Source organism: Trichococcus sp. TS_SC_9 (assembly GCF_056156325.1).
On the sequence record NZ_CM149591.1, the window covers coordinates 1700138 to 1724391 of the forward strand.

The 24254-nt window shown below is 50.4% G+C and carries 22 protein-coding genes and 1 riboswitch; of the genes, 14 read left to right on the forward strand and 8 right to left on the reverse strand.

The genetic code is table 11. The features are described from left to right. Positions 1-272 precede the first annotated feature (272 nt). Genes AC0J5I_RS08290 through AC0J5I_RS08300 form a run of 3 tightly spaced genes read right to left on the reverse strand, consistent with a single transcriptional unit; the run spans position 273 to position 2154 of the window. Positions 273-1037: an ABC transporter permease gene (locus AC0J5I_RS08290; protein WP_475299386.1), complete on the reverse strand. Its 765-nt coding sequence runs from the start codon at positions 1035-1037 to the stop codon at positions 273-275. After that, positions 1034-1951, reverse strand: coding sequence for an ABC transporter ATP-binding protein (locus AC0J5I_RS08295; RefSeq protein ID WP_475305627.1), 918 nt, complete (start codon positions 1949-1951; stop codon positions 1034-1036). Before AC0J5I_RS08295 ends, AC0J5I_RS08290 begins: the two co-directional genes overlap by 4 nt. Next, the gene (locus AC0J5I_RS08300; protein WP_107994950.1) at positions 1951-2154 is read right to left on the reverse strand and encodes a PLDc N-terminal domain-containing protein; all 204 of its coding nucleotides are present in this window, start codon (positions 2152-2154) and stop codon (positions 1951-1953) included. The genes AC0J5I_RS08295 and AC0J5I_RS08300 overlap by 1 nt, the downstream gene beginning before the upstream one ends. A 266-nt stretch (positions 2155-2420) precedes the next feature. On the opposite strand from AC0J5I_RS08300, the gene AC0J5I_RS08305 reads away from it, so the two are divergent. From AC0J5I_RS08305 to AC0J5I_RS08315, 3 genes are read left to right on the forward strand one after another with little or no spacing between them, the layout of a single operon-like run. Continuing rightward, on the forward strand, positions 2421-3341 hold the full coding sequence (locus AC0J5I_RS08305) for an alpha/beta hydrolase (protein WP_475299387.1): 921 nt from the start codon (positions 2421-2423) through the stop codon (positions 3339-3341). 45 nt (positions 3342-3386) lie between these two features. Then, complete coding sequence (locus tag AC0J5I_RS08310; RefSeq protein WP_475299388.1) at positions 3387-4772, forward strand: condensation domain-containing protein; 1386 nt, start codon at positions 3387-3389, stop codon at positions 4770-4772. Beyond that, entirely contained in the window at positions 4769-5434 is a 666-nt protein-coding gene (locus AC0J5I_RS08315) for a DUF6320 domain-containing protein (protein WP_475299389.1), read from the forward strand. Before AC0J5I_RS08310 ends, AC0J5I_RS08315 begins: the two co-directional genes overlap by 4 nt. Positions 5435-5580: 146 nt before the next feature. Here AC0J5I_RS08315 and AC0J5I_RS08320 read toward each other — a convergent pair whose 3' ends face one another. Beyond that, positions 5581-6222: a fasciclin domain-containing protein gene (locus AC0J5I_RS08320; protein ID WP_475299390.1), complete on the reverse strand. Its 642-nt coding sequence runs from the start codon at positions 6220-6222 to the stop codon at positions 5581-5583. 127 nt (positions 6223-6349) lie between these two features. Here AC0J5I_RS08320 and srtB point away from each other — a divergent pair, with 127 nt between their 5' ends. Next, on the forward strand, positions 6350-7090 hold the full coding sequence (gene srtB / locus AC0J5I_RS08325; RefSeq protein WP_475299391.1) for a class B sortase: 741 nt from the start codon (positions 6350-6352) through the stop codon (positions 7088-7090). 111 nt (positions 7091-7201) lie between these two features. Here the strand turns inward: srtB and AC0J5I_RS08330 are convergent, their stop codons facing one another. Continuing rightward, positions 7202-7543, reverse strand: a complete 342-nt coding sequence (locus AC0J5I_RS08330) for a hypothetical protein (protein ID WP_475299392.1) — start codon at positions 7541-7543, stop codon at positions 7202-7204. A 167-nt stretch (positions 7544-7710) separates the two neighbouring features. Here AC0J5I_RS08330 and AC0J5I_RS08335 point away from each other — a divergent pair, with 167 nt between their 5' ends. Continuing rightward, positions 7711-8475, forward strand: a complete 765-nt coding sequence (locus AC0J5I_RS08335) for an SDR family NAD(P)-dependent oxidoreductase (protein WP_475299393.1) — start codon at positions 7711-7713, stop codon at positions 8473-8475. Positions 8476-8886: 411 nt separating this feature from the next. Continuing rightward, positions 8887-9996 (forward strand): dipeptide epimerase, encoded by a 1110-nt coding sequence (locus tag AC0J5I_RS08340; RefSeq protein WP_475299394.1) that lies wholly within the window; start codon positions 8887-8889, stop codon positions 9994-9996. Positions 9997-10196: 200 nt separating this feature from the next. Here the strand turns inward: AC0J5I_RS08340 and dapA are convergent, their stop codons facing one another. Then, entirely contained in the window at positions 10197-11084 is an 888-nt protein-coding gene (dapA, locus tag AC0J5I_RS08345) for a 4-hydroxy-tetrahydrodipicolinate synthase (protein ID WP_475299395.1), read from the reverse strand. A 137-nt stretch (positions 11085-11221) separates the two neighbouring features. Then, positions 11222-11368: riboswitch (Lysine riboswitch) on the reverse strand. 487 nt (positions 11369-11855) lie between these two features. Here dapA and AC0J5I_RS08350 point away from each other — a divergent pair. The 4 genes from AC0J5I_RS08350 (at position 11856) to helD (ending at position 16815) form a co-directional block, all read left to right on the forward strand. After that, positions 11856-12239, forward strand: coding sequence for a VOC family protein (locus tag AC0J5I_RS08350; protein ID WP_107994959.1), 384 nt, complete (start codon positions 11856-11858; stop codon positions 12237-12239). 38 nt (positions 12240-12277) lie between these two features. After that, positions 12278-12940 (forward strand): DUF1345 domain-containing protein, encoded by a 663-nt coding sequence (locus AC0J5I_RS08355; protein ID WP_234402546.1) that lies wholly within the window; start codon positions 12278-12280, stop codon positions 12938-12940. A 41-nt stretch (positions 12941-12981) separates the two neighbouring features. Next, entirely contained in the window at positions 12982-14346 is a 1365-nt protein-coding gene (locus AC0J5I_RS08360; protein WP_475299396.1) for an MBL fold metallo-hydrolase, read from the forward strand. A gap of 225 nt (positions 14347-14571) precedes the next feature. Next, positions 14572-16815: an RNA polymerase recycling motor HelD gene (gene helD, locus AC0J5I_RS08365; RefSeq protein WP_475299397.1), complete on the forward strand. Its 2244-nt coding sequence runs from the start codon at positions 14572-14574 to the stop codon at positions 16813-16815. Positions 16816-16903: 88 nt separating this feature from the next. Here the strand turns inward: helD and AC0J5I_RS08370 are convergent, their stop codons facing one another. Beyond that, the gene (locus AC0J5I_RS08370; RefSeq protein WP_475299398.1) at positions 16904-18337 is read right to left on the reverse strand and encodes a bifunctional metallophosphatase/5'-nucleotidase; all 1434 of its coding nucleotides are present in this window, start codon (positions 18335-18337) and stop codon (positions 16904-16906) included. Positions 18338-18570: 233 nt separating this feature from the next. Here AC0J5I_RS08370 and AC0J5I_RS08375 point away from each other — a divergent pair, with 233 nt between their 5' ends. Continuing rightward, positions 18571-19467, forward strand: a complete 897-nt coding sequence (locus AC0J5I_RS08375) for an AEC family transporter (RefSeq protein ID WP_107994963.1) — start codon at positions 18571-18573, stop codon at positions 19465-19467. An 89-nt stretch (positions 19468-19556) separates the two neighbouring features. Here the strand turns inward: AC0J5I_RS08375 and AC0J5I_RS08380 are convergent, their stop codons facing one another. Beyond that, a complete protein-coding gene (locus AC0J5I_RS08380; protein WP_475299399.1) occupies positions 19557-20054 on the reverse strand; it encodes an ECF transporter S component in 498 nt (165 codons plus the stop codon). 170 nt (positions 20055-20224) lie between these two features. Here AC0J5I_RS08380 and AC0J5I_RS08385 point away from each other — a divergent pair, with 170 nt between their 5' ends. The 3 genes from AC0J5I_RS08385 (at position 20225) to pepF (ending at position 24251) form a co-directional block, all read left to right on the forward strand. Further along, positions 20225-21088, forward strand: coding sequence for a pyridoxamine kinase (locus tag AC0J5I_RS08385; RefSeq protein WP_475299400.1), 864 nt, complete (start codon positions 20225-20227; stop codon positions 21086-21088). 41 nt (positions 21089-21129) lie between these two features. Further along, positions 21130-22047 carry a ketopantoate reductase family protein gene (locus AC0J5I_RS08390; protein ID WP_475299401.1) on the forward strand — a complete coding sequence of 306 codons (918 nt, stop codon included), beginning with the start codon at positions 21130-21132 and terminating at the stop codon, positions 22045-22047. Between the two features lie 395 nt (positions 22048-22442). After that, a complete protein-coding gene (gene pepF / locus AC0J5I_RS08395; RefSeq protein ID WP_475299402.1) occupies positions 22443-24251 on the forward strand; it encodes an oligoendopeptidase F in 1809 nt (602 codons plus the stop codon). Positions 24252-24254: the final 3 nt, after the last annotated feature.

Consider the following 24254-nt stretch of genomic DNA (forward strand, 5'->3'; position numbering starts at 1 on the left):
GGCTCGGTGCTGCCCGAGCTGCGGCTGGAGCGGTTGCTCTTCTCCGGCGAAGCCGGTGTGGCCGGAGCTGCCGGCCCGAACAATTGCTCTCCTCCTGCCAAGCGGTCGCCGCGGGAGCAGACGGTCTGGATCCGGCGGCACCTCCCGGGAAGGCTCTCTTGACCGGAGCTGAAGAAAAACAGCAAAAATCGATATTACCGAAAACTTCAAAAAACGCGCCATCAGCCGGGAAGGAGAACTCTTTCCCGGCTGATGGCGCGCTTTTTTTTTGGTCATAATTCAGTTTTGTTGAATATTCTTACAGCCGCGACAAGAGCTGTAGCGATCATCAGTCCCGTCGTCAGCAGCGGATTCCAAAGTTCCTCCAGCAGCAGTGTCCCCTGTAGCATATCCATGTTACGCGAAGCCAGCACCAACGGATTCCACTCAGTCGCTTCCGGGAACAGGTTCCACAAAAACAGCACCATCAGGAACGCACCGGTCAACAGCAACGGCCCGTAGGCATTTTTGAACAAGACAGCTCCGAGCAGCAGGATGGCAATCAACAGCACTCCGAACAGATAGAGACTGATGACGGACAGGACCAAGTTTTCGGTCGTGCCTTCAGGGAAGTAGTAAAGCGTATACCCCAAAGTGATGAAAAAGCAGAGCCAATAGCTGATTGTCCAAAGCAGCAAGGCGCCTGTGAATTTTGAAAAAAGAATGGTCCGGCGCGGCAGGCCTTTCGTGATCATATTGATGAGCGTGCCTTTTTCGTATTCTTTTGCCATCATACCACTCAATAAGATGACGATGATGAACAGGCCAATCTGGGTGCCGTTCTTGAAGAATTGGGTCCAGGAATCGAGGTTCGTCGGTTCCGCAATCAGGATCGTGATCCCTTCCGGCATGAAATTCCCCAACAAATCGGGCATAAATTTGGCTGTCAACGGATTCATGATGCCCAACAGCGCAAACAAGGTAATCGCCAGGAACAACTTGAAGTTGCGGGTATATTCGGTCAGTTCTTTTTTTGTGAAGGCAAGATACGCTCTCATCGGACCACCTCCAGGAAGATATCTTCCAGTTTGGGTTCGGCAGTTTCCAAACGGAGCGGTACCAACCCAGTTTCGCCCAGAATCTGGATGATCTGTGCCATGGTCTGTTCGGGGTCAGCGGATTGGATGCTAATGGAATGGCCTTTTGCACCCACCGAGGTGTTCAACAACGTGACCCGCGTATCGGCCTGGAACACAGCAGCATCCGTCGGCGTCCGGAAGGTGACCGTACAGGAATGTCTGGCGTGCGTGTTTTTCAGTTCCGAGACCGATCCGCTCAGGACGATTTTTCCTCCGTCAAGGATGCCCACCCAATCACAGATGGCTTCCACATCGGTCAGGACATGCGTTGAAAAGAGCACGGTTGTCTTCTCCTTCACTTTCAGAAGGATATCCAGGATTTCCTTGCGGCCGATTGGATCCAAGGCGGAAGTCGGTTCGTCGCAGATCAGTAGTCGCGGTTCGTTCAGCAAAGCCTGAGCGATGCCCAGCCGCTGCTTCATGCCGCGGGAAAACGTTCCGATGCGCTTTTTCACATCGGCCAACCCAACCAGCTCCAGGAGCTCTTCGGATTTGGTTTGGATGAGCGCGGCAGGCATGCCGGTGATTTCGCCGCACAGCTGCAGATATTCCTTTGCGATCATGAAACCGTAGAATTCGGGGACATCCGGCAGATAGCCGATGAAGCGGTTCGTCCGGGTATCACCGTAATGCACTTTTTCGCCGCAGACGCTGATTTCGCCAAAGTCCTCCTGCAGCAAGCCCAAAACGATCTTCATTGTCGTCGTCTTTCCGGAGCCATTTTTGCCGATGAAACCATAAATTGAGCCTTCAGGGACGGAGAAGGACAATCCATCGAGTACGCCTTGGTTCCCAAAGGATTTCCCCAATCCGGCGATTGTGAGGATATCCATCACTCATCGCCCCTTCCAATCAGAAAATACAGGACCGGACCGACGATGTTCAGGAATATGATGATGAAGATCCAAAGATTTTTGCTGCCTATTTTTACTTGGGGATGCTTGTTCAGGTGGAGCAGGGCCGTGATCAACAGTATGATCTGGATCACGACCAAAGGGATCAGGATGGGTAAGTATGGCTGCAAATCAGCTATCATAAAAGCTCGCCTTCTTTCTTTTTTACACCTATTTTCTCATATCTTCATCTTACTTGTCCGATTGGTTTTCCACAACCCTAAACCTCCTGTTCGTTATATAACAAGTATAACACTGGTAGTGGAATTTGCAAGTCGGATGAGAGGCAAGACCCATCATGCAAGGAGGACTCGCAAAGGTTCACGTCTATATGGGACTGGTGCTGTCCTGTGCTATAATGAAGCAAAGATACCAGAACAGCCAACGCTGTCAGAGGAAGGACAGAAGGATGAATCCATTTTTTAAATTGATGCTTAAGTTGATGTCGTCACCAAAAATCAACATGCAGGAAGACTACGCCCGTGTCCGCAAAGTGCAGCAGATACTGGCTCCCAAGCCGAAAAAGGGCTATATCATCATGGACCACAAAATATATTCGGAAGACCGTTCCCATGATATTCCCGTGCGCGTCTTCCATCCGAGAGAGCGCCTGTATAAAGAACCGCTGCTGTTTTTCCATGGCGGCGGGTGGGTCATCGGTGACATCGAAACCTACACGAATGCCTGCATCCATATGGCGGATTTGACCGGCAGGACGGTCTATTCCGTCGATTATCGTTTGGCTCCGGAGCATCCGTATCCAGCCGGCCTCTATGATTGTTACCGGGTGGCGGAAGTATTGCTGAAGCATCTGGAAATGAGCGGCTTATCGGATGAAAAAGATTTGATTCTGATCGGCGATTCGGCGGGCGGAAACTTGGCTGCAGCCGTGTCTTTGCTGCTCCGCGATAGAGGCCAAGCGATTCCAATCAAACAGATTTTGCTGTATCCAGTCACTTATTGGGATCATTCGGAAGCATCTCCGTTTGAATCGATCCGCACGAATGGTCATGATTACGGCCTGACTGCAAAAAAAATGGAAGAATACATGGCGTTGTACCAACCCGATACCCAGCTGCGCAAGAATGGCTACGTCGCGCCTTTGATGGCGGAAGACCTGTCGAATCAACCGGAAACGTTGGTGATCACGGCCGAATTCGATCCATTGCGGGATGAAGGCGAAGCATACGCGGAAGCATTGCGGAATGCCGGCAACAAGGTACAAGCCCATCGCGTGAATGGCATCGTCCATGGCTTCATAACCTATCCGAAGACAGCTGAATCGGTTATCGAAGCTTACGAAGTAATCAATGCGTTTCTGAATGCATAAGCCGAAAGGGCTGTTCAATAGAATAATCGGAAAGGGGGAAAAGTAGTGAACCGAAAAAAGTGGGTACGTTTGGACAATGCCTCCAATATATTTTTGGCGGCCATGACGAGCAGCGATACGAAGGTCTTCCGTATGAGTGCGGAATTGACGGATGCGGTGGATCCGCACTTGCTGCAGCAGGCGCTTGATGAAGTCTACGAGAATTATGTGCTGTACCACAGTGTGCTCAGGCGTGGATTTTTCTGGTATTATCTGGAAGAAAGCGACCTGAAGCCGAAAGTGACGGCCGACGTGTTGCCGCCTTGTGCGCAGATCTATCATTTTGACCGGAGAGAACTCTTATTCCGGGTCTTTTATAATCAAAACCGGATTCACTTGGAACTCTTCCATGCCCTGTCCGATGGCACCGGTGCGTTGTGGTTTTTCGAGGATCTGCTGAAGGCGTATATCATGCTGCGTCATCCCGAAGCGTTTGAAGGCCTTGATGCCGCCGCGCACGATCGTTTGAACCACCAACTGGAAGACAGTTTCGCGCATTATTTCCGCAAGGACAAGAAACAGAACTTTACGGATGCGGCTCAATCCGCCATCCGCTCCGTCGCGAAAGTCAGTCAATTGACAGGGAAAAGCCATACGCAAAAGAGTGCCTTGCCTGAGGAAAATAAACAAAAGCGCAAACGCCGCGTGCACCAGTTCCGCGGTAAAAAGACGCCGGACAATCGGCCGCACGTCATCGAATTGGAGATGCCGGTCAAGGATGTGCTTGCCTTGGCTCGGGAGCAACAGACTTCTTTGACCTTGTATCTGACCGCTGTGTACATGCTGGCCGTGCGCAAGGCCAGTCCCGATTTTCAACTCGGATCGGCTATGGCGGTTTCTGTTCCGGTAAACTTGCGCCAGTTTTTCCCTTCCAATTCTGCCAGGAATTTTTTCAGCACGACCCGCCTGATCTATACTACAGAAGAGAATGGAGAAGGGGATGACATTGCCGCAATCGGTCGCACGCTGAAAGAGCAGTTCCAGCAGCAGATTACGCCGGAAAGTCTGGAGGAAAAGTTGCGGACGTTGATCGCCTTCGAATACAGCCCCTTCACGCGGATGGTTTTTCGGCCGATCAAAGACTTCATTCTGAAGCTGGTCAATTACATCAGTAACCGGAATTTGACGATTGCGATCTCGAATTTGGGCAAGGTCACCTTTCCTGATCCGATCGACGGCTACATCGAAAAAATGTATTTCCATACTTCGGCCGTCCGTCCGCAATTTTGCGCCATCAGCCATGGGGAACATCTGACGGTCAGTTTCACGTCCCCCTTTGTCGAATCATCGGTCGAGGAGCAGTTTGTCAGGATTTTGACCGATGCGGGCGTGGCCGTAACCGTCGCAGCGAACAAGGTTTCGAGTGAAGATTTGGAAGGTGAGTTATCATGAGACACTGCAATCATTGCAACGCGACCATCAAGGGAGAGTGGGAACAATGCCCCTTGTGCCAAACGACCTTGAATGAGGCCACCGATCCGATGCTGCCGGATCCCTATCCGAAGATTCCGTTGCGGTTCAACAAGGAGATCGTCACGAAATACTTGACCTTGATTTCCTTTGTGCTGATCATCGCCTTTCTGCTGATCGAACTGATCTGGATCGGAAGGATGGAGAATGTGCAACTCGCCCTCTTCGGGATCTTGAGCATGTGGCTTTCCGTTTTGATCCTGATCCGGAAACGACGGAACATCGCAAAGGGCATCGTTTATCTGATCGTCTCCCTGTCGCTCCTATGCATTTATTTGGATTATCTATCTGGGTGGAGCGGGTGGTCCACCACTTATGCTGTGCCGATCATCTGCAGTTTTGCAATCGTATCCTTATACATCGCGGTGCGCCTCGTCAACTTGGGCGTCAGGGACTACGTCTTGTACCTTTTGACGGCCGCCATGCTGGGTCTGCTGCCGGCGCTGTTCCTGACCTTGGATTGGGTCACGGCGTCTTTGCCTTCAAGCCTGTCGGTCATGATGAGCGCAGTCACCTTGGTCATCATCCTGCTCTATCATGGTGGAGAGATATGGCGCGAGTTGGAGAAACGGATGCATGTTTAAACCGGGGTACCTCAAAAATTTCGAAGGCAGTCAAAAAATTAGAAACCCGAAATAGCTGTATCTGGCTAAACAAAAAAGCTTTGAGAAATTTAAATTCTCAAAGCTTTTTATTTGTTTAATCGTTCAAAAGCATATGAAGTAAAACCTTAAACTGCTTTCTTCTTGAAGACAACGAGAAGGAGCAGGGTGCCTGTAACCAGGATGGAAACAAGGAGAAGGTTATTCCCTTCAACGCCTGTCTGAGCCACTTGGTCCGCCTCTAAGTCTGTTGCTTCCAACTTGAAGTTTGAAGGTACCATGACTGTATCGATGACATGGATGACCCCGTTGGTGGCTTCAATGTCGGTAGAGGTAATGTTGGATTTATTGACCATCGGCGCATCTGAAAGATCGAAAGTAAGATTTTCTCCGTTGAGGGTGTCTGCTTTCATTCCATCCGTGAGATCAGCCGCCAACACTTTCCCAGAAACGACATGGTAAGTAAGGACTTTCGCCAAGTCCGGCTGTGCAAGGAGCTCTTCCGCGGTAATGTCCAACTCGGCCAGCAACTTTTCAAAAGCGGCATTGGTAGGAGCGAACACTGTAAAAGGACCATCCCCTTGGAGATCATCCACAAGTTCTGCTTTTTGGAGTGCCGAAACAAGGATACTGAAATCTTCATTCCCGAGTGCAATGCCTACAATATCGTCGGAAGGTTCGCCGGTAGCAGCGGAAGCCAGAGGGGCGATAGTGAATGAGAGAAAAAGTAATGTAGCAAGTGAAAGTAAGCGGCGTATTAATTTTTTCATTTTACCCTACTCCTTTCAATAATGGAAAATCTTTTGTAATCTCTACTACAGGGTTTATAATAGCATCATAATGTAAGCGTTGTCAATTATGGGGATTCTTGTGGGAAAAAGAGGGGAGGAAGAATTCATGCGAAAAAATATATGGGTGCTGATCCTCTCCAGGGTACTCTTTCTGCAGATTATCCACTATGGAGTTCAAGAAATAGAGCAAAGAAAGGACGTGGTGGTACCCGAAAAGGCTTCTTCCGCGGACTTCCGTTCGGAAACCATCTCTGCAGCGGATGTAGCGGTTCCTTTGGAAGAACTAACTTTTACTATTAATCCATCCACGGAATATTATCAGATTAATCCGGATTATGTAGGCTGGCTTTCTGTTAATGGCACCGTTATTGATTACCCGGTCGTCCGGGGGCAGGATAATGAAACGTATCTCACTCAGAATTTCTATCGGGCACCGGATATTTTCGGAGCCATCTTCATGGATTATCGGAATATCGGCATGGGAGTGGACCGGCATACCATCATTTATGGCCACTATACCCAGAATGGCCAGATGTTTGGGGAATTGGATAAATTCCTGAACGAAGATTTCCTGAAAGAGAATTTGGAGTTTACATTCGGTGATGCCTATGCGGAAAGACGTTACAGGATCTTTTCTGCCCATGTGGCGCCAGCTGATACAATTTTTCTGGATATTGATTTTGAGGGGAATGAGTACACCGAATTTCTGACCATGCTCAAGGACCTTTCCGTTTTTCCATCAGAAATCGAGGTGACAGAGGGAGATAACATTCTCACATTGATGACGTGTAACGATTCTGCAGAAAATGGCCGGCTCTTTATTCATGCTGTTGAAGTGACAGAATAGCAACAGCAAATGCTCAGCCGCACATCCCTCAATAGTCGACTTCAAAAAGCGCTGAAGTATCCCGGTGACAGAATGCCGAGGTACTTCAGCGCTTTTTGAACGGATAGATTTTCATTCGGTTCCGTAATATTCATCCCAATACCCGTATACATATGTGTTTTTTATGCGCCACTGCTGGAAGCGGATCGGCACGACAAAAGAATACAGTCCCAAAGTCAGGATCGAAAAAAGGGTCCATTTCAGCAAGAAAAGCCATAGATCAATAGTCTTCCCGACAAAATGCAACTGGTGTCCTTCTATGTAAGTATGCTTGGCGACCCATCTTTCCCGGTAACAAAAAGCCCAAGGCGCAGCCAGCCCGAAAGTGAAAAAGCCCGCGAGACCGCAGATGAGAAGAATGCCGAAATATTCCAATAGCGTTCCGGTGAAATAAGAATCATTATGATGGCGCAAAATATCACTCCTTTATATTTGCTTAATGATATAATACGATATAAATTTGGAATCCATCTATAAATATACTGATATAATTTGGCAAATGCGCCTAAGGATTGCCCTTGAAGCGCAAATGCGATACGCTAAAGGCATCAATCATTTTAAGGAAACGCGAGGGACAGATAATGACAAACAAAATAGCGCTCATCACAGGCGCGAGTGCGGGCATAGGCAAAGAGTTCGCCAAAAAGCTCAGCGAACAAGGATACGATCTGATTCTGGTTGCGAGGCGTGAGGATCGGCTTGTTGAGCTCAGCAAACAACTACCTACCAAAAGCCAAATCATCACAGCGGACTTGGCGAAGACAGAGGAATGCTATCGTCTGTATGAAGAAACGAAGGACAAAAACATTTCCATGCTGATCAACTGTGCCGGTTTCGGTGATTTCGGCGCATTCACGACGACCAGTCTCGACAAGGAACTGGAGATGATCGACGTCAACATCAAGGCGGTCCATATCTTGACCAAGAAATTTCTGCCGGATATGATCGCAAGGAATAAAGGTTACATCCTGAATGTGGCTTCGGTTGCCGGACTGATGCCGGCGGGGCCTTATATGGCTACCTATTATGCGACAAAAGCCTACGTCACGAGCTTCACTTCCGCGATTGCTGAGGAGTTGGTAGAGAAGAAGAGCAACGTTTATGTCGGTTCGCTTTGCCCGGGACCGGTCGATACGGAGTTCAACAAAGTGGCGGATGTGAAATTCAATCTGAAGGGCATCACTTCTGAATACTGCGTCAAGTATGCGTTGGACAAGATGTATAAGCGCAAGAAAATCATCGTTCCGACGTTGTTACTGAAGGGCGCGCTCTTCTCGTCGAAATTGGCGCCACGCAACTTGGTTGTGCGCCTGACGAGCAGGCAGCAAAAGAAAAAACAAGGCTGATGAATGCGGGGGCCAGCTGTCGCAAGCGAAGCTAGCCGGAGAAACTGATCCAAATCCAGTTGAATCCGAGTTCTTCTCCGGTAAAAGGATTGCGACGGGAGTAGATGTTTAGATCAATTCCTGATCTCCGGTGAAGCGATCTTCATCGGAGGAGGCAATCCGAAACCGACACTCTCCTCCGGAGAAGCCCATCGTACCCGGAGAACGCGACCCGAAAATCGAAGCCGAATATCTGACCGACCCCTGTAATCCAAAAAAACGCATCCGGAAGCTGACAGGCAACGCTCTCCCGTTTGGTGCAAACTCGTTTTCTTGGTAAAATAGATACAAATGGGTAGTGGAACCAAAACAGCATAAAAAGTCGCTGCCTTAGCCCGGATGGATAGTGTGCCGGTGAAGAGAGGGGTTTTGATGATGAAAATCGACAGAATTGAAATTGGGGAAGTGGCCATCCCACTGCGGACGCCATTCCAAACAGCATCGCGCACGGTTGACGCCGTGCATAACATTCTGATCCGCATCGTGACCGATGACGGGACCGCCGGATATGGTGAGGCGCCACCGACAGCCTTAATCACCGGCGAAACAAAGGCTTCCATCCGCGAGGCTATCATGCAATACATCGCTCCGAGCATCATCGGAATGGAAATTTTCGACCTCGATACCATCATGAAAAGGATTCATGCCAGCATCGTCAACAACACATCGGCGAAAGCCGCCGTTGATATGGCGCTATACGACCTATATGCCAAAAAGCTCGGCCAACCTTTGTATAAAGTGTTGGGCGGGGCGAAACGGAAAATCGAGACTGCCCACACCATCAGCGACAAACCCATCGATGAGAGGATGCGCGACAGTCTGCAGGCTGTCCAGAACGGCTTCAGCATTCTTAATGTGAGTGTCGGGAGGAATGGGTTCAATGATGTGGAGAACTTGCTTGCCATCCGCAAGGCAGTCGGAACGGGCATCCGCATCCGGGTCGAGGCCAATCAAGGCTGGAGCCCCCAGCAGGCTGTCCGCATCATCAGCTTGCTGGAGGATAAGGGCATGCAGGCAGAGCTAGTGGAACAGCCGGTGAAGGCGCACGATCTGGCCGGCCTGAAATTTGTGACGCAACACGTCCAAACACCGATTGCGGCTGACGAAAGTGCCTTCTCTGTGAAGGATGCCCACCACATCATCCAGACACAATCAGCCGACCTCATCAATATCAAACTGATGAAGACCGGGGGGATCCACGAGGCCCTCAAGATCTGTGCCGTAGCGGAAACGAACGGGGTGGACTGCATGATCGGCTGCATGCTGGAAAGCAAGATTTCGATCAGCGCAGCGGCCCATCTGGCAGCCGCCAAAAACTGCATCACGATGGTCGACCTCATTGGACCGTCGTTCTACAAAATCGAAGCCTATGAGGGCGGTCCGCTGTTCACAGGAGGCACGATCAAGTTGGGGGATGCGAACGGCATCGGTATCAACGCTTTTCCGAAAGCCCATTTCAAAAAACTCGGAATCGTGAAATAAATGTCCCACTTAAGAAGCCAAGGAAGGAAAAGCCATGAAGTTGAGAGAGTTTTATGTGAAACGAGCCATCGGTTTTGTCATCGTTATGCTTCTTGTACTGATTATTTTATTGCTCAACAAGTATATGCTGCATCTTTTCTGAAAAACATAAAACCGCCACCGGAAATATAAAATTCCGATGGCGGTTTTTGGCACTGTGTCTAGATCAATCCAACTTTTTTCATGGCTGCGGCCAAACGGTCAATGACCGCTTGATCGGCATCCGTCAACGGCAAACGCATTGGTCCGACATTGAAGCCCAGCAGTTGCATGCCGGCTTTTACAGGAATCGGATTCGGCTCCACGAACAGGCAGTCGATCAGTTCTTTGTACTCGGCTTGCATCGCGGCAGCTTTCTTGATGTCGCCATCCAGGAAGGCATGCGTCATTTCCGATGTAGCTTTCGGTGCGATATTGGCAAGGACAGAGATGACGCCTTTTGCGCCCAAACTCATCAATGGGATGATGGTGTCATCATTTCCGGAGTAGATGTCCAGACGATCGCCCAAAAGACTCAAATTGTCCACGGCCTGACTGAAGTTTCCGGTAGCGTCCTTCAATGAAACGATGTTCTCGATTTTGGCAAGCTCCACAAGAGACTCAGGAGTAATGTTCTGGCCGGTGCGGCCCGGCACATTGTAAAGCACGATCGGAACTTTCACGCTGTTGGCGATGGCTTTGTAATGCTCAATCAAGCCTTTTTGCGATGTTTTGTTGTAATAAGGGGTGACGCTGAGGATCGCATCCACACCCGTTGCCTCTACCGCGCGCGTCAATCCGACTCCGTGGCGCGTGTCATTGCTGCCAGCACCACCGATGACCGGGATGCGGCCGTTGACTTTTTCGACAGTGAAACGAATGAGATGAAGTTGTTCTTCATCCGTCAGCGTCGAAGCTTCCCCCGTGGTACCTGCGATGATGATCGAATCTGTGCCGTTCGCGATATGGAACTCGATCAGCTCTTCCAATACCTCGTAGTTGATTTCTTGGTTCTCCGTGTCTTTAAACGGCGTAACAATCGCAACGCCTGATCCTTCAAAAATAGCCATGCTTATCTTCCTCCTGAATTTTTTTTATTTATGAATAGACAAAAAACGACTATGAGCAAATGGTCTCATAGTCGTTCAAAACAGGCTGCTTAAGCTGAAGCGTTGCATCCATATAGTGAATTCCACCAATTTGCCCCAACGTGAGAAGCTCACCGAACAAAGCTGGGCGGCTTTGTCCGACAGTGCCAGATTTGTTCAACCTTGGCCCCAATACAGAGTATTTCGGCAGCAACACCTTTCAGGGAATCCCTTACTGATTGTTAACCGCGACCTCTTCATCACATCGAATCGTATTTTGTTACTTCCACACTATCAAATACAAATCAGTCTGTCAATCATATTCTGAGTGGATGCTTAGAAATTCCTTTGAAAAAGATGGCAAAAAAGACACATACGTTTAAGGGAGTCAAGGCCGCAGCGGGCAGGCGGCCGACAACCACAATGACCTCCGGTGAAGGCAAGCCCCGCCGGAGAAGGGAATCGTAAGCGGCGCTGTCCTCCGGCCGGGTCAGTCTCTCCGGAGGACAGCAATAAAACGGAACAGCATCTCCGGCGAGGACCGCCTGGCCGGAGATGACGAACCCATACCGTTCCCGTAAACATCCGGATGCTTCAAGGAACGCATATGCGCCGGCAATGTGATAAAATCAAATTGAGGAAACGCTTTTAAGGCAAGTCCAGAAAGGGATTCCGGAATGTTTTTTTGCAGGCCATCCGCGCAGAGATTATCTCCAGCGCACCGGCAAGGATGATGAGAGGACGTGAATAGCGATGAAGATTGAACATGTTGCAGTGTGGGTGGACGATTTGGAGCTGATGCGCGATTTTTATGTTCGTTTTTTTGATGGAAAGGCCAATAAATTATACCGGAATCCTGAAAAAGACTTCCAATCTTATTTTATTACTTTCCGTGAAGGAGGGGCCCGTTTGGAGCTTATGAAAAGGATGGATGTCAATGAACGCTATCCCCTTGATATGCTAGGCTGGGCGCATCTGGCCATTTCTGTCGGCAACAAACAGAACGTCGATTATTTCACGGACAGGCTCATCAAAGCGGGGTACACATGCAAAAGCCAGCCGCGCATCACAGGAGATGGCTACTATGAAAGCATGTTCCTCGACCCGGAAAAAAACGTCATCGAAATCACCATCTGAAAGAACAGTTAGATCTAAAAAGCAGGGAGCGGACAGCCATGAAGAAAAGAATCCATCTAATTTCCAATCAAACGAAAGCGGGAAGGGATATGCGCAAAAAGAGAACGCGCTTCCTGATTGCTGGATTGATCGGGACAAGTATCGGTATTTGCGGTGGATTCTTATTGCGTTGGGAATTGGCCCCTTTGATCGGTTGGGATAGTGCCGCAATCATTTTGTTGTATTTGCTGTGGAAGGATTTTCATCCGCATGATGGGACGGAAACGGAGCGGATTGCGCAAGAAGAGGACATCCAATATTCGACAATCGATTTTTTTGTCCTGATGGCATGTCTGATCAGCATCGGGGCCGTCGCATTGATGTTGACGACTCATGTACGCAGCTTCGGGACGATCGGATTTGGTCTGTTCAGCATCGTGCTCTCCTGGACGACGGTGCACAGCCTCTATATGCTGCGGTACGCGGAACTCTATTACCGTGATGTGAACGGCGGCGTCATCTTCGAGGGTACCGAAAAGCCTAATTTTTGGGACTTTGCTTATCTGGCGTTCACGATCGGGATGACTTACCAAGTCTCCGATACGACCTTCACGACGCCTGAATTCCGGAAGGCTGCTCTGGGCCATGCGCTGTTGTCCTTTGTTTTCGGGACAGCCATCATCGCCACGACCATCAATTTTGTCGCAAGCTTGAGCAGATGAATCATATGAAATTTTTGCCAGGATAAAGGAGGAGTTCATGCATGTTTTTTAAATCATTTTTCGATCCGCAAGTAGCGCAATTTTCCTATCTGGTGGGTTGCCAAAAAACCGGAGAAGCCATCATAATCGATCCATTGCGCAAGCTGGATGACTATATCTTGGCAGCCGAAGACGAAGGGCTGGTCATCACAGCGGCAACGGAAACGCATATCCATGCCGATTATGCATCCGGCCTGCGGGAAACCGGAAGGCGTTTAGGCGCCAAACTGTACGTCTCGGACATGGGCGGGGATGACTGGCGTTACCAGGATCTGCCGGAAGGAAGCGTGCTGCTGCAGGATGGGGACATCATTTCCGTAGGCAAGGTCAAACTTGATGTGCTGCACACACCTGGGCATACGCCGGAGAGTGTGTCCTTTCTGCTAACGGACATCGGCGGGGGTTCAGATATTCCGATGGGGCTGTTTACCGGCGATTTTATCTTTGTGGGTGACGTCGGCCGGCCGGACTTGCTGGAAGAGGCTGCGCATATGCAAGGCACCACCGAAATCGGAGCAAAAGAGATGTTCCATTCTCTGAAGAAAATAGCTGACTATCCGGACCACCTGCAGATCTGGACCGGACACGGTGCCGGCAGCGCCTGCGGGAAGTCGCTGGGCGCCGTATCGATGACCACTTTGGGCTACGAGAAAGACAACAACTGGGCTTTCCAGCATGACGAGGAAGCGAGTTTCATCGAAGCCTTGACGGATGATCAGCCTGAGCCGCCGAGCTATTTTGCCCAGATGAAGAAGATCAATAAATTGGACAGCGGCGTCTATGTCCCTTATCCGGTCTTCCCGCTTCAGCAGGCCGGTCCAAGCGATAGGATGATTGATCTGCGCGCGAAAGAAATGTATCAAGCCGGACACATCGAAAGGACGCTCAATATTCCGCTGAACAAAAAGTTTTTGAGTTATGCCGGTTGGTTCTTGGATTACGAAGGGCAAGTGACGTTCATCGGAACAAAAAAAGATGCTGAACTAGCTGCCCGCCAGCTGCAGCTCATCGGGTTCGACCAAGTCAGAGGCTACCTGGATGCGGGCCAGATCAAGGACGAAAAGATGACCGAAACAATCACGGCAGCCGCCTTCATCGCTTTGCGCCAAGTAAAGGAGCTGCAGATATTGGACGTGCGTTCGAAGAGCGAATGGGATCAAGGTCATCTGTCCGATGCCCAGCGTGTGCTCCTCGGCAAGCTCTTGGAGGAACCTTTGCCTTTCAAACGGGATGAACCACTGTACGTCCATTGCCAATCAGGAGTCCGGTCCGCCGTCGCCATCGGTGCGTTGGAGGAGAGGGGATTCAAAAAGATCGTCAATATCCTGGGAGGATACACTGCGATAGAAAAAATCCTCAATGAATAGACACAAATGCACCAAAAACTGCAAAACGCAATCCGAATAACAAACTGAGCCGGAAGGAAGAGCTGTAACAGGCTTTTCCTTCCGGCTCTTTTTTGATTTGGAACGTTTTAATCCAGGTACAAGGAATAGCCAGAATCCCTGTACGATGGTATACTACTAATTGTCGCATTTAGTGAAGTAGACCGAATAGTCCAAGAGTTTTTTTAAGAGAGAGGTGTCATTTGGTTGCATAAAGATCTAATGAAAGAACAGGAACGTGTCCATCGCGTCATTAAGGTCATCAACAACGAAAGAACGCGATTGGCCGAGCAAGTAGAAGAAAAAAGTGAAAAACAAAGACAGCAATTAAAGGAATCCAAAGAAATCAAAATCAGCCAAGGTTCTTCAGAGAGCGTCTGGGAATCGTCGGCTGAACTGCGGGCTTTCGAGCAGGAGCTGATGATCCGCAACAATGAATTGCAGAACAGCAACGAGCGTGTCGCTGTATTGGAAAAAATGCAGGATGAGCCTTACTTCGGCCGTATCGATTATCACGATGATTTCGGCAATGAAACAATCTACATCGGAATCGGATCCTTGTTCGAGAAAGATGAGAACCTGATCGTCGACTGGCGTTCGCCGATCGCATCGCTTTATTATGAAGGCAGCAAAGGCGAAAAAGTGAAGCTGATGATAGCCGATCAACCGATGTCCTACGGGGTTGACCTGAAAAGGCAATTTTTGATCAGACAGGCGGAAATCATCCGCATGATGGACACGGACAATGTCATGGGCGATCCGTATTTGCTGGAAGTGTTGGAAGGACCTTCATCCTATCAGATGGGCACGGTCGTTTCCACCTTGCAGAAAGAACAGAACCAGATCGTCAGGGAAACGAAAGCTGCTGTCACGCTGATAGAAGGGGTTGCCGGATCAGGAAAAACGGTTGTCCTGATGCAGAAAATCGCCTATCTGTTGTATGCTTTCCGAGACCAATTGAAGTCGGAAGAAGTCGTCCTGTTTTCCCCAAACAAAATATTCCAGGAATACGTCTCCCAAGTGTTGCCTGCATTGGGCGAACTGAACGTTGGCAACACGACCTTCAGCGAGTTCATGGAGCGGAAAGTGACCGGATTTACTTTGCGCGCCGATCAAGAGGACAGCTTAGCCAAGGTTACGGTGCTGAAGGGCAGCTTGGCATTTTATGAAGCGTTACAGAAATACGGAATGATCCTGAAGAAACGCTATCTGAAATTCTCTGATATCCGTTTCCGTGATGATATCATCCTTTCGGAGAAGGAAATCGAGTCAGCCTTCTACAGCATCGACAGCCAAGGGTCATTGGCCAGCAAGTTGGATATTCTCAAAAGACACTTGTTGCAGCGCGTCGAGCGAATCCAACAGTCGCAAAAAGGCAAGCCTTGGGTCGAAAAAGAAATGATCGCCATGTCTGACCTGGACCTTTACCGTTACGAGAAAGAGACCCACAACCAAAAAGCGATGGAAGAGGCCATGACGGCGGATATCCTGGAGGACGCTTTCGAACCGATCGTCGCGAGGATTGAAGCGTTGGCCTTTATCCGCTATAAGAATCAATACATCCATTTCCTGCGGGCCGTTCCTAAATTGCTTTCATTGGATGCTTTCGGCTTGGATGAGGATGAATGGCGCACCCACATCGCAGTGGTTGCGGAACATATGGCAGAGAAGAGTGTGTTGCTGGAAGATCTGGATGCCTACTACAGTCTGCGTTTGTTGCTGAAGGGGCCATCCAGCGACATGAAATACCAATACATCTGTCTGGATGAGGTGCAGGATTTTTCACCATTCCAACTGCAGATGCTGCAGCATGCCTTCCCTAGCGCACGCTTCATTCTGAGCGGGGACTTGAATCAGAATATCCTGAACAGACGTCTTTCCTTTGATGATCTCCGGACCATCTTTTCCGAAAGTACATTCCGTTCATACCGTCTGCTGACCAGTTACCGATCGACGAATGAAATCGTCCGCTTCTCGGAAAGCTTCATCGAAGGCGAAAAACCGGAAGGGACCTATATCCGTTCCGGCAAGAAACCAGAAGTGCTGCTGACCGACGATGGCGGGCTCGATATGGGCTACATCAAACAGAAGGTGGATGCGAGCGTCGCTGCCGGCATGCGCGTGGCTTTCATCAGCCGCAATGCGGAAGACGCGGAACGCATCAGCCAAGAACTGTCGGCTGCCGGTATTGACTTCAAACTCGTGCAGCAGGATACCGACAACAGCCATCATCCGGTATTGATCATGCCGGCCCGTTTGGCTAAAGGTCTGGAATTCGATGTCGTTTTTGCGATTTGCCACTATCCGGCAAAAGCTGCCCAGAATGAAATGCAGATCCTCTACACAATCTGCACCCGGGCGATGCACGAGCTTTATCTGACTGTTTCCGATAAGGAAGCCGGACTGATGGAACGCGTTGATCCGGATTATTATGACGTAAGAAAAATGTGAAACCTGAATGTGAACAGCCCCGGCGGAATCTGCATGTAAACTGCAGACTCGACCGGGGCTGTTTTTTTGTTGTCATTGTGGTGGCAAATCAAACTATCTGATAGGTTCCGCGCAGTTCCTTTTCGTAAGGACCCATCTCGGCCAGATAATCCATCATCGCTTCAACCGCGTGCTTCTCCAGATTTTTGTGTTCTTTTCCGAATTTCTTCGGAACGCCCTGGTTGGTCACATAACTGACTGTGTATTCTTTATCCGGGATGACTTCTTCGCCGGCGATGAAAAGTTTTTGGACTCGGGTTCCTTTCGGATTCTCCAGTTTCAGATAAGCATGCAAGCCCATCGCGCGCTTTAGGTAGCCGCCCATCTGATCAAAGGGGTCTGCTGCGTAGGTGCTCTCGAGATTTTCTTCCAGCAGAGCCACTATTTCCGAACCGGTCAGGATAGCGGTGGAAATCGGCGGATTCATCGGGATGATCTGATACAACTCCCTCAGCGTCACCGGGCCTTTCAGAATCGGAACACCATAGCGCCAGCCGTTGGAGAAGGCCAGATCCGTTTTCGTGTGGAACAGGATTGCATCCAGGAGGAAGTTGTCCATCGTCGTTTCGACGCTCCAACCGCGGTGCAGCAATTTTTTGGTTTCGCCGACTTGGCGACCCATTTTTTCGCGGTAAGGGGCTAAAGCCTCATCGATCAAAGCTTTCATGGCGGCATCTTCCGGGATGTTCTCCGTGACCGGAATGAGTTGATGTTCGATTTTTTGGATCACGCCGTCCTCAACGGTCAATTCGAGCGCGCCAAGGAAAGAGCCATGCGAGCCAGACTGGATGACTGCCGTTTCACCTACTGTGACGATGTGTTCCTGACGGTTATGAGTGTGGCCGCTCAGACAGATCGCCACGCCTTCGACTTCGCTCATCAATTTCAGGTCCTGCGGGAAACCGAGATGGGACAGAACGATGATCAGGTCGACTGCTTTTTCCTTCAGTTCCGCCACGTAGCCGGGCAACTCCTCGCGCCCCAAAGTGAAAGAGAGGCCTTCGCTGAAATGGGGTGGCATCGTTTTGTCGATGATGTTGCAGGCGATACCGATCACACCAATCGAAATTTCCCCTACGGACAGGATTTTGTAAGGCTCGAATGCCAACTTACCGCTTTCTTTTTCGTAGGCATTGATTGCGAGAATCGGATAATCCAACTGCTGGCCTATTTTTTTCAGATTGGCCGGCCCGAAGCCAGTGTCCCAGTGGAATGTCATGGCATCAAAACCGACTTCGTTCAGCACCGGCAGCATGTGCCAGCCCTTCGAATCAATCGCTTCGTATGTTCCGTGGATCGTGTCGCCGTTATCGAAAACGAGTGTTGGATTTTTGCTGCGGAAATCTTTGATAAGGCTTTGGAGACGGGCGTAGCCGCCAGCTTTACGGAACGCCAATTTTTCCTTTTCATAGAACAGTTCGTTGTGCAACTCCAAGTAGCTGTGGGTGTCGTTGATCTGAAGGATCGTCAATTTTTCCTGCATAGGGATCCACCTTTCTGGATGAAATGTGACAGTAGCATTCGTTATATTGTTGTTTCCATTCTAACACTCTGTGCGGAGGATACCGATTGATATGCCCTGGGACGAAGCGGTCGAATCGTGAAACTGAATCGAAAACGCAATTTCAGCGCAGAACTGTGTTAGACTTTGGATATATAAATGGATGGGATAGGGGAGGCGTTCGGGTTTTGGATGTAAGGGTTGTATTTGGTAGGATGATCATGCTGGTGTTGATCATGTTTGTGGGCTATCTCGCGACAGTCATGAAGGTTTTCGACAAGCACGCAAACGCCAATTTTGCGGCATTGATCACCTATGTTACGGTGCCGGCGCTTGTCATCGCATCGGTGGAAGGTGCAGGTGAGGTGGGTACGAAATCGGACACGCTCTTCGTCTTGTTGACGGCGACGCTGATGTATCTTTTCACGGTCGGATTGGCCAAGTTCAGTCCGAAACTCTTCCGCGCGGATAAAGAAACGGAAGGAATCATCGAGTTCCTGACCATCTTCACGAACAACGGCTTCATGGGGCTGCCGGTCGTTCAGGCCATTTTCGGCACAGGCGCGCTTTTTTATGCCTCGCTGTACGGCATTCCCAACAACCTGTTGATCTATTCTTTGGGTGTCTTCCTGATTGCCAAAGGCTCGAAAAAATCACGGGCGAGCTGGAAAGCGATCCTGCTGAATCCCGGCAACCTCGCTTCGCTGTTTGCGGTTTTCGTTTTCCTGTTCGACATCAAATTGCCGGCGTTGGTGATGGACACTGCCACCAGCATCGGTAATATCACGTCCCCATTGGCGATGATCATCATCGGCGCGTCATTGGCCGACATCGATATCCTTGGCGCCTTTAAAGAATGGAAAATCTATCTGTTTGCGTTCTATCGTATGATCGTGATTCCGTTGTTCCTTTGGTGGGCCACGAAGGGTATCCTGACGAACCCGACTATGCTGGGGATCCTCGTCATCATCTCGGCCATGCCCGGCCCGGCGATGGCTGTGGCGCTGTCGATGCAGTACGGAGGCAATACGGCCTTCTCAACGCGCTACGTCTTCATATCGACGCTGCTATCGGTATTCACGATCCCGCTGTTGGCTGCACTGCTTTTTTGAGCGGCATACATGCAAGAAAGAACGCCCACTCCGCACGGTTCGCGGAATGGGCGTTCTTTCTGGTTTTGGATAATCGTTGCGCGCAGTCGTTATTTGAATTTCTTCGTGATGTAAGGGTTCAACCAGCGGTACAAGAGGGTGGACAAGAAGGCTCCGACGAGACCTTGCGCGATGTTCAACGGGAATGAAGCGATCGCGGCACCGAAGCCGAAAAGGATTGTGTCCCCGATGGCGTATCCGATCGCCATCCACACACCGGCAATCCCCGTGGCAAGCCATGGCTTTTTGTGATCCATTTTCTGGAACAACCAGCCGGCAAAGAATCCTTCCAAACCTTTTACGACAAAAGTGATCGGCGCATAGAAGGCATAACCGGCGAACAGGTCTGCCAACATGCTGCCGAGTGAGCCGACGAAGAAGCCTGCGCTGCCTCCGAAGGATAGACCGGCCAACAGGAGCACCATGTCTCCCAAATTAACGTAACCGTAAGGTATCGGGATGCGGAACAATAAGGTCATGACGACAGTAAGCGCCATAAATAAGGCCAAAACAACCAATCTGTAGGTACTGTTTTTTTCAGTTTTCATGCAATTCGCCTCCAAGCATTATTTTTAATTATAGTCCTTATGCAGAAGTTTGCACTCTTTTTCTCATCGTTTTCACAATTATTTCCAAAATGATGGAAAATTGAGAAAATCCAATGAAAAGATGATAGAATGGGAATAATTGAGTTTCTAAAGTAAAGGGGTGCAAGCATTTGAGTCAACCGAGAGTACTGCTTATCCAAGATATTTCCGCCAGTTGCCGTATTTCTATGAACGTGGCGGTTCCTGTAGTGAGCTGCCTGGACAATTGGGTGAGTATCCTGCCGACTGCACTGTTGTCCACCCATACGGGTAAAGAATTTGAAGGCTATACCTTTTTGGATCTGACCCAGGAAATGGGCGGTATCCTGCAGCATTGGCAATCATTGGGCATCAAATTCGACGGCATCCTGATCGGCTATCTGGGTTCGCACCAGCAGATCGACATCGTGCGGGGGATCATCCATACGTTTGCGGCCGAAGATGCCCACATCGTTCTCGATCCGGCGATGGGCGATCAAGGCGTGCTCTATCCGGGTTTCACGTTGGAATATGTGGATGAAATGGCGGCGCTCTGCAATGAAGCGACGGTAATCACGCCGAACGTGACGGAAGCCTGCTTTTTGACCAAACGCTCCATGTTGAAGAAGCCTTACAAGGAAGCCGAGGTTGCGGAATTATTGGCTGATTTGCGGGTGTTGAATCCGAAGAGCGTCGTGCTGACGGGCGTTTCCTTGGAACCGGAAAAGATTGGTACTGTCTGCGTCAGCCAAGACGAACCTGAAGCGCAGTATGCCTTCGCGAAATATTTTCCCGGCCATTATGACGGCGCGGGAGACTTGTTCACAAGTGTCGTTGGCGGTTTGCTTTTCCAGAACCTGTCGCTGACCGTGGCCACCGAAACTGCCGTTCGATACAACAGCATGGTGATTGAGCGTACGCTGAAAAGCGGACGCGAACTGCACTATGGCGTCCAATTCGAGACAGATCTGCCATATCTGATCGAACAGCTGCGCAAATACAAACCGGCTGAATAGAAGAAATTATGCAAGAATCTTTCGGAAAGAGGCGTGAACAAATGAAGATAGAAACTGTAGCCATCATCGGATTGGGTGCCCTGGGGATCCTTTACGGGCACCATTTCACAAAGGCCGTCGGAAAGGACCGCGTGCGCATCGTCGTCAACAAAGAACGGATGGCGCGCTACCAGGAACAAGGCTTTACTTTCAACGGCGAGGCCTGCGATTTCCAATATGTCGACGAAACGGATGCCAGCGTGGCGCCGGCGGATCTGGTCATTTTGGCCGTAAAAGGAACCCAGTTGGATGAAGCAATCGAAACCGCCCGTCACCAGGTCGGACCGGATACGACAATCATTTCGGTCCTGAACGGCATCTCCAGCGAGGAAGTCATCGGCGCGGCTTTCGGGGGTGAGAAGATCGTCCACTGCGTAGCCCAAGGGATGGACGCTCTCCGCACCGGCAATGATGTGAAGTCTGTCCATATCGGCGAACTGCGGATTGGCCTCGACGCCCCGGAAAAACAGGCGCGTTTGGATGCGGTGGCGGCTTTCTTCGAAGAAACGGCCTTGCCGCACGTGGTCGAAGCGGATATCCTGCATCGCATGTGGGCGAAATTTATGCTGAATGTCGGCGTGAACCAAGTGCTTATGGTGAAGGAAGGCACTTTCCGCGACATCCACGAAGCAGGACCAACCCGCGATCTGATGATCGCCGCCATGCGCGAAGTTTTGCCGATCGCCCAGAAGGAAGGCGTCAACCTGACCGAAACCGATCTGGAAAATGATTTGGCGATCATTGACGGACTTACGCCGTTGGGGATGCCATCGATGCGCCAGGACGGCATTGCGAAACGGCCTTCAGAAGTAGAGTTGTTTTCCGGCACCATACTGAAGAAAGCGAAAAAATACGGACTGCCTGCCCCGACGAACCAGTACCTCTACGACCAGGTCCAAGCCATCGAAGCAACTTACTGAGAGAACAGATTACCGGCCTTCGCGGGCGAAGGCATCAAGCCCTCGCATGCGGGGGCTTTAGCGTTGTTGCTGAAGGTTCATGCAGCGCCGAATGATTTTTGGCGAGCCCAACTCCGGCGGGGCCCTCCTCGCCGGAGCTAAGGCGAGCGCAAAGCCTTCACCTCCGACGAACCATCGCTCGACGGAGGACAGCCTGCGATTTCGCGCCCAGCTCCGGCCAACATTCGCTCACAGGAGCAGAGCAGATTAGCGGAATCCCAACTCCGATGAGAAGGGCGCTCACCGGAGGAAAGCCGAGGCCAAGCTCGACACCCGACATCGGCAGCATTTTTTTGTTATAATGGAAGCATTCATTTAACATTCGTCAAACACCACGAATAAAAGGAGCCACAACAATGACACAAGAACAACTGAAAAATCGCGCGGACGTCCCTGCGGCATTGACTTGGGATGTGACCGCCCTCTATAAAACCCGAGCGGACTTCGAGGCCTCTTTAGCAGGACTGAAGCAGGCGACCGCAACCTTTAGCGTGACATACGAAGGCAAACTAACGGATGCCAAAATGATACTGACCGCAATGAAGGAATACGAAAAGCTCATCGAAACCGCGACATTGGCGGATCACTATGCGATGATGCCGGAAGCGACCGACCTGACCGATCCGGACAATGTCGAATTGTCCCGCCAAACAGCGAATGCGATGGCGGACATCAGCGCCCAACTGACCTTTTTTGAATCGGAACTGATCGGCTGCGACGCAGCTGTCCTTGATCAGGTCGTTTCGGAAGAAGCGCGGTTTGCTTCCTACATCCGCCACATCAAGAAAAACAAAAATATCCAGCTGGCGCCTGAAGTCGAAAAGGCATTGGCCCAGTTGGCTCCGACTCTGGATGCGCCGAGTGCCATCTATGAACAGGCCCGACTAGGCGATATGGACTTCGGTACCTTCACGGTCGACGGGAAGGAATATCCGCTGAGCTTCGTGCTCTACGAAGATTACTACATGTACCATGACGACACGGCAATCCGTCGGGCGGCTTTCGACAAATTCTCGGCTGTCCTCAGCGATTATGAAAACGTGGTCGCAACTGCCTACTATATCCAGCTGCAGAAGGAAAAGACGATGGCGACGATGCGCGGTTTCGATTCCGTGATCGACTATCTGCTTTACGGGCAGGAAGTGACGCGCGATCTGTATGACCGCCAGATTGACACGATCATGAACGACCTAGCGCCGGTCATGCAGAAATACATCACCCATCTGAAGCAAATCCGCGGACTGGACAAGATGACTTATGCCGACTTGAAGATTGCGCTCGATCCGGAATATTCGCCGGAAGTATCGATCGAAGAGTCGCAGGTGATGGTGCAGGACGCCATAGCGGTACTGGGCCAGGATTATACTGACCGGATTATGCAGGCCTATCCGGAACGCTGGATCGATTTCGCCCAGAACATCGGTAAATCAACAGGTGGATTCTGCACCAGTCCATACGGCACCCACCCTTACATCCTGATGTCATGGGCGAACCAACTTTCGGATGTCTATACGCTGATCCATGAATTGGGCCATGCTGGGCAGATGATTCTGTCGAACGAAAACAACAGCATCCTTGGTTCGGAGCCATCGTTGTACCTGATCGAAGGTCCATCCACCTTCAACGAACTGCTGTTGACGGAGTCGTTGGCGCGCAAGAGTACGGATGCGCGCATGCAGCGCTTCGCTTTGACGAAGATGCTTTCCGACACCTATTTCCACAATTTCGTCACGCACTTGTTGGAAGCAGCCTATCAAAGGGAAGTCTACAACTTGATCGACGCAGGCAAGAGTTTCGATGCCGGAAAATTGAGCGAAATCAAACGGAACGTGCTGGAGCGCTTCTGGGGGGACGCGGTGGAAATCAACGCCGGAGCGGAGCTGACATGGATGCGCCAGATCCATTACTACATGGGGCTGTATTCCTATACCTATTCGGCCGGCCTGACGATCGCGACGCAAGCCTTTCTTCGCGTCAAAACGGAGGGTGAAGCGGCTGTCGGAAAATGGTTGGAATTCCTGGCGCTAGGGGACCAATTGGAATCCGCAGAAGCCGCAGCATTGGCCGGAGTGGACATCAAAACGGATCAGGCGCTGCAGGATACGATCCATTATTTGGATGAAGCAGTCGATCAAATCATCACACTAAGCAAAGAGCTTGCTTGAGAA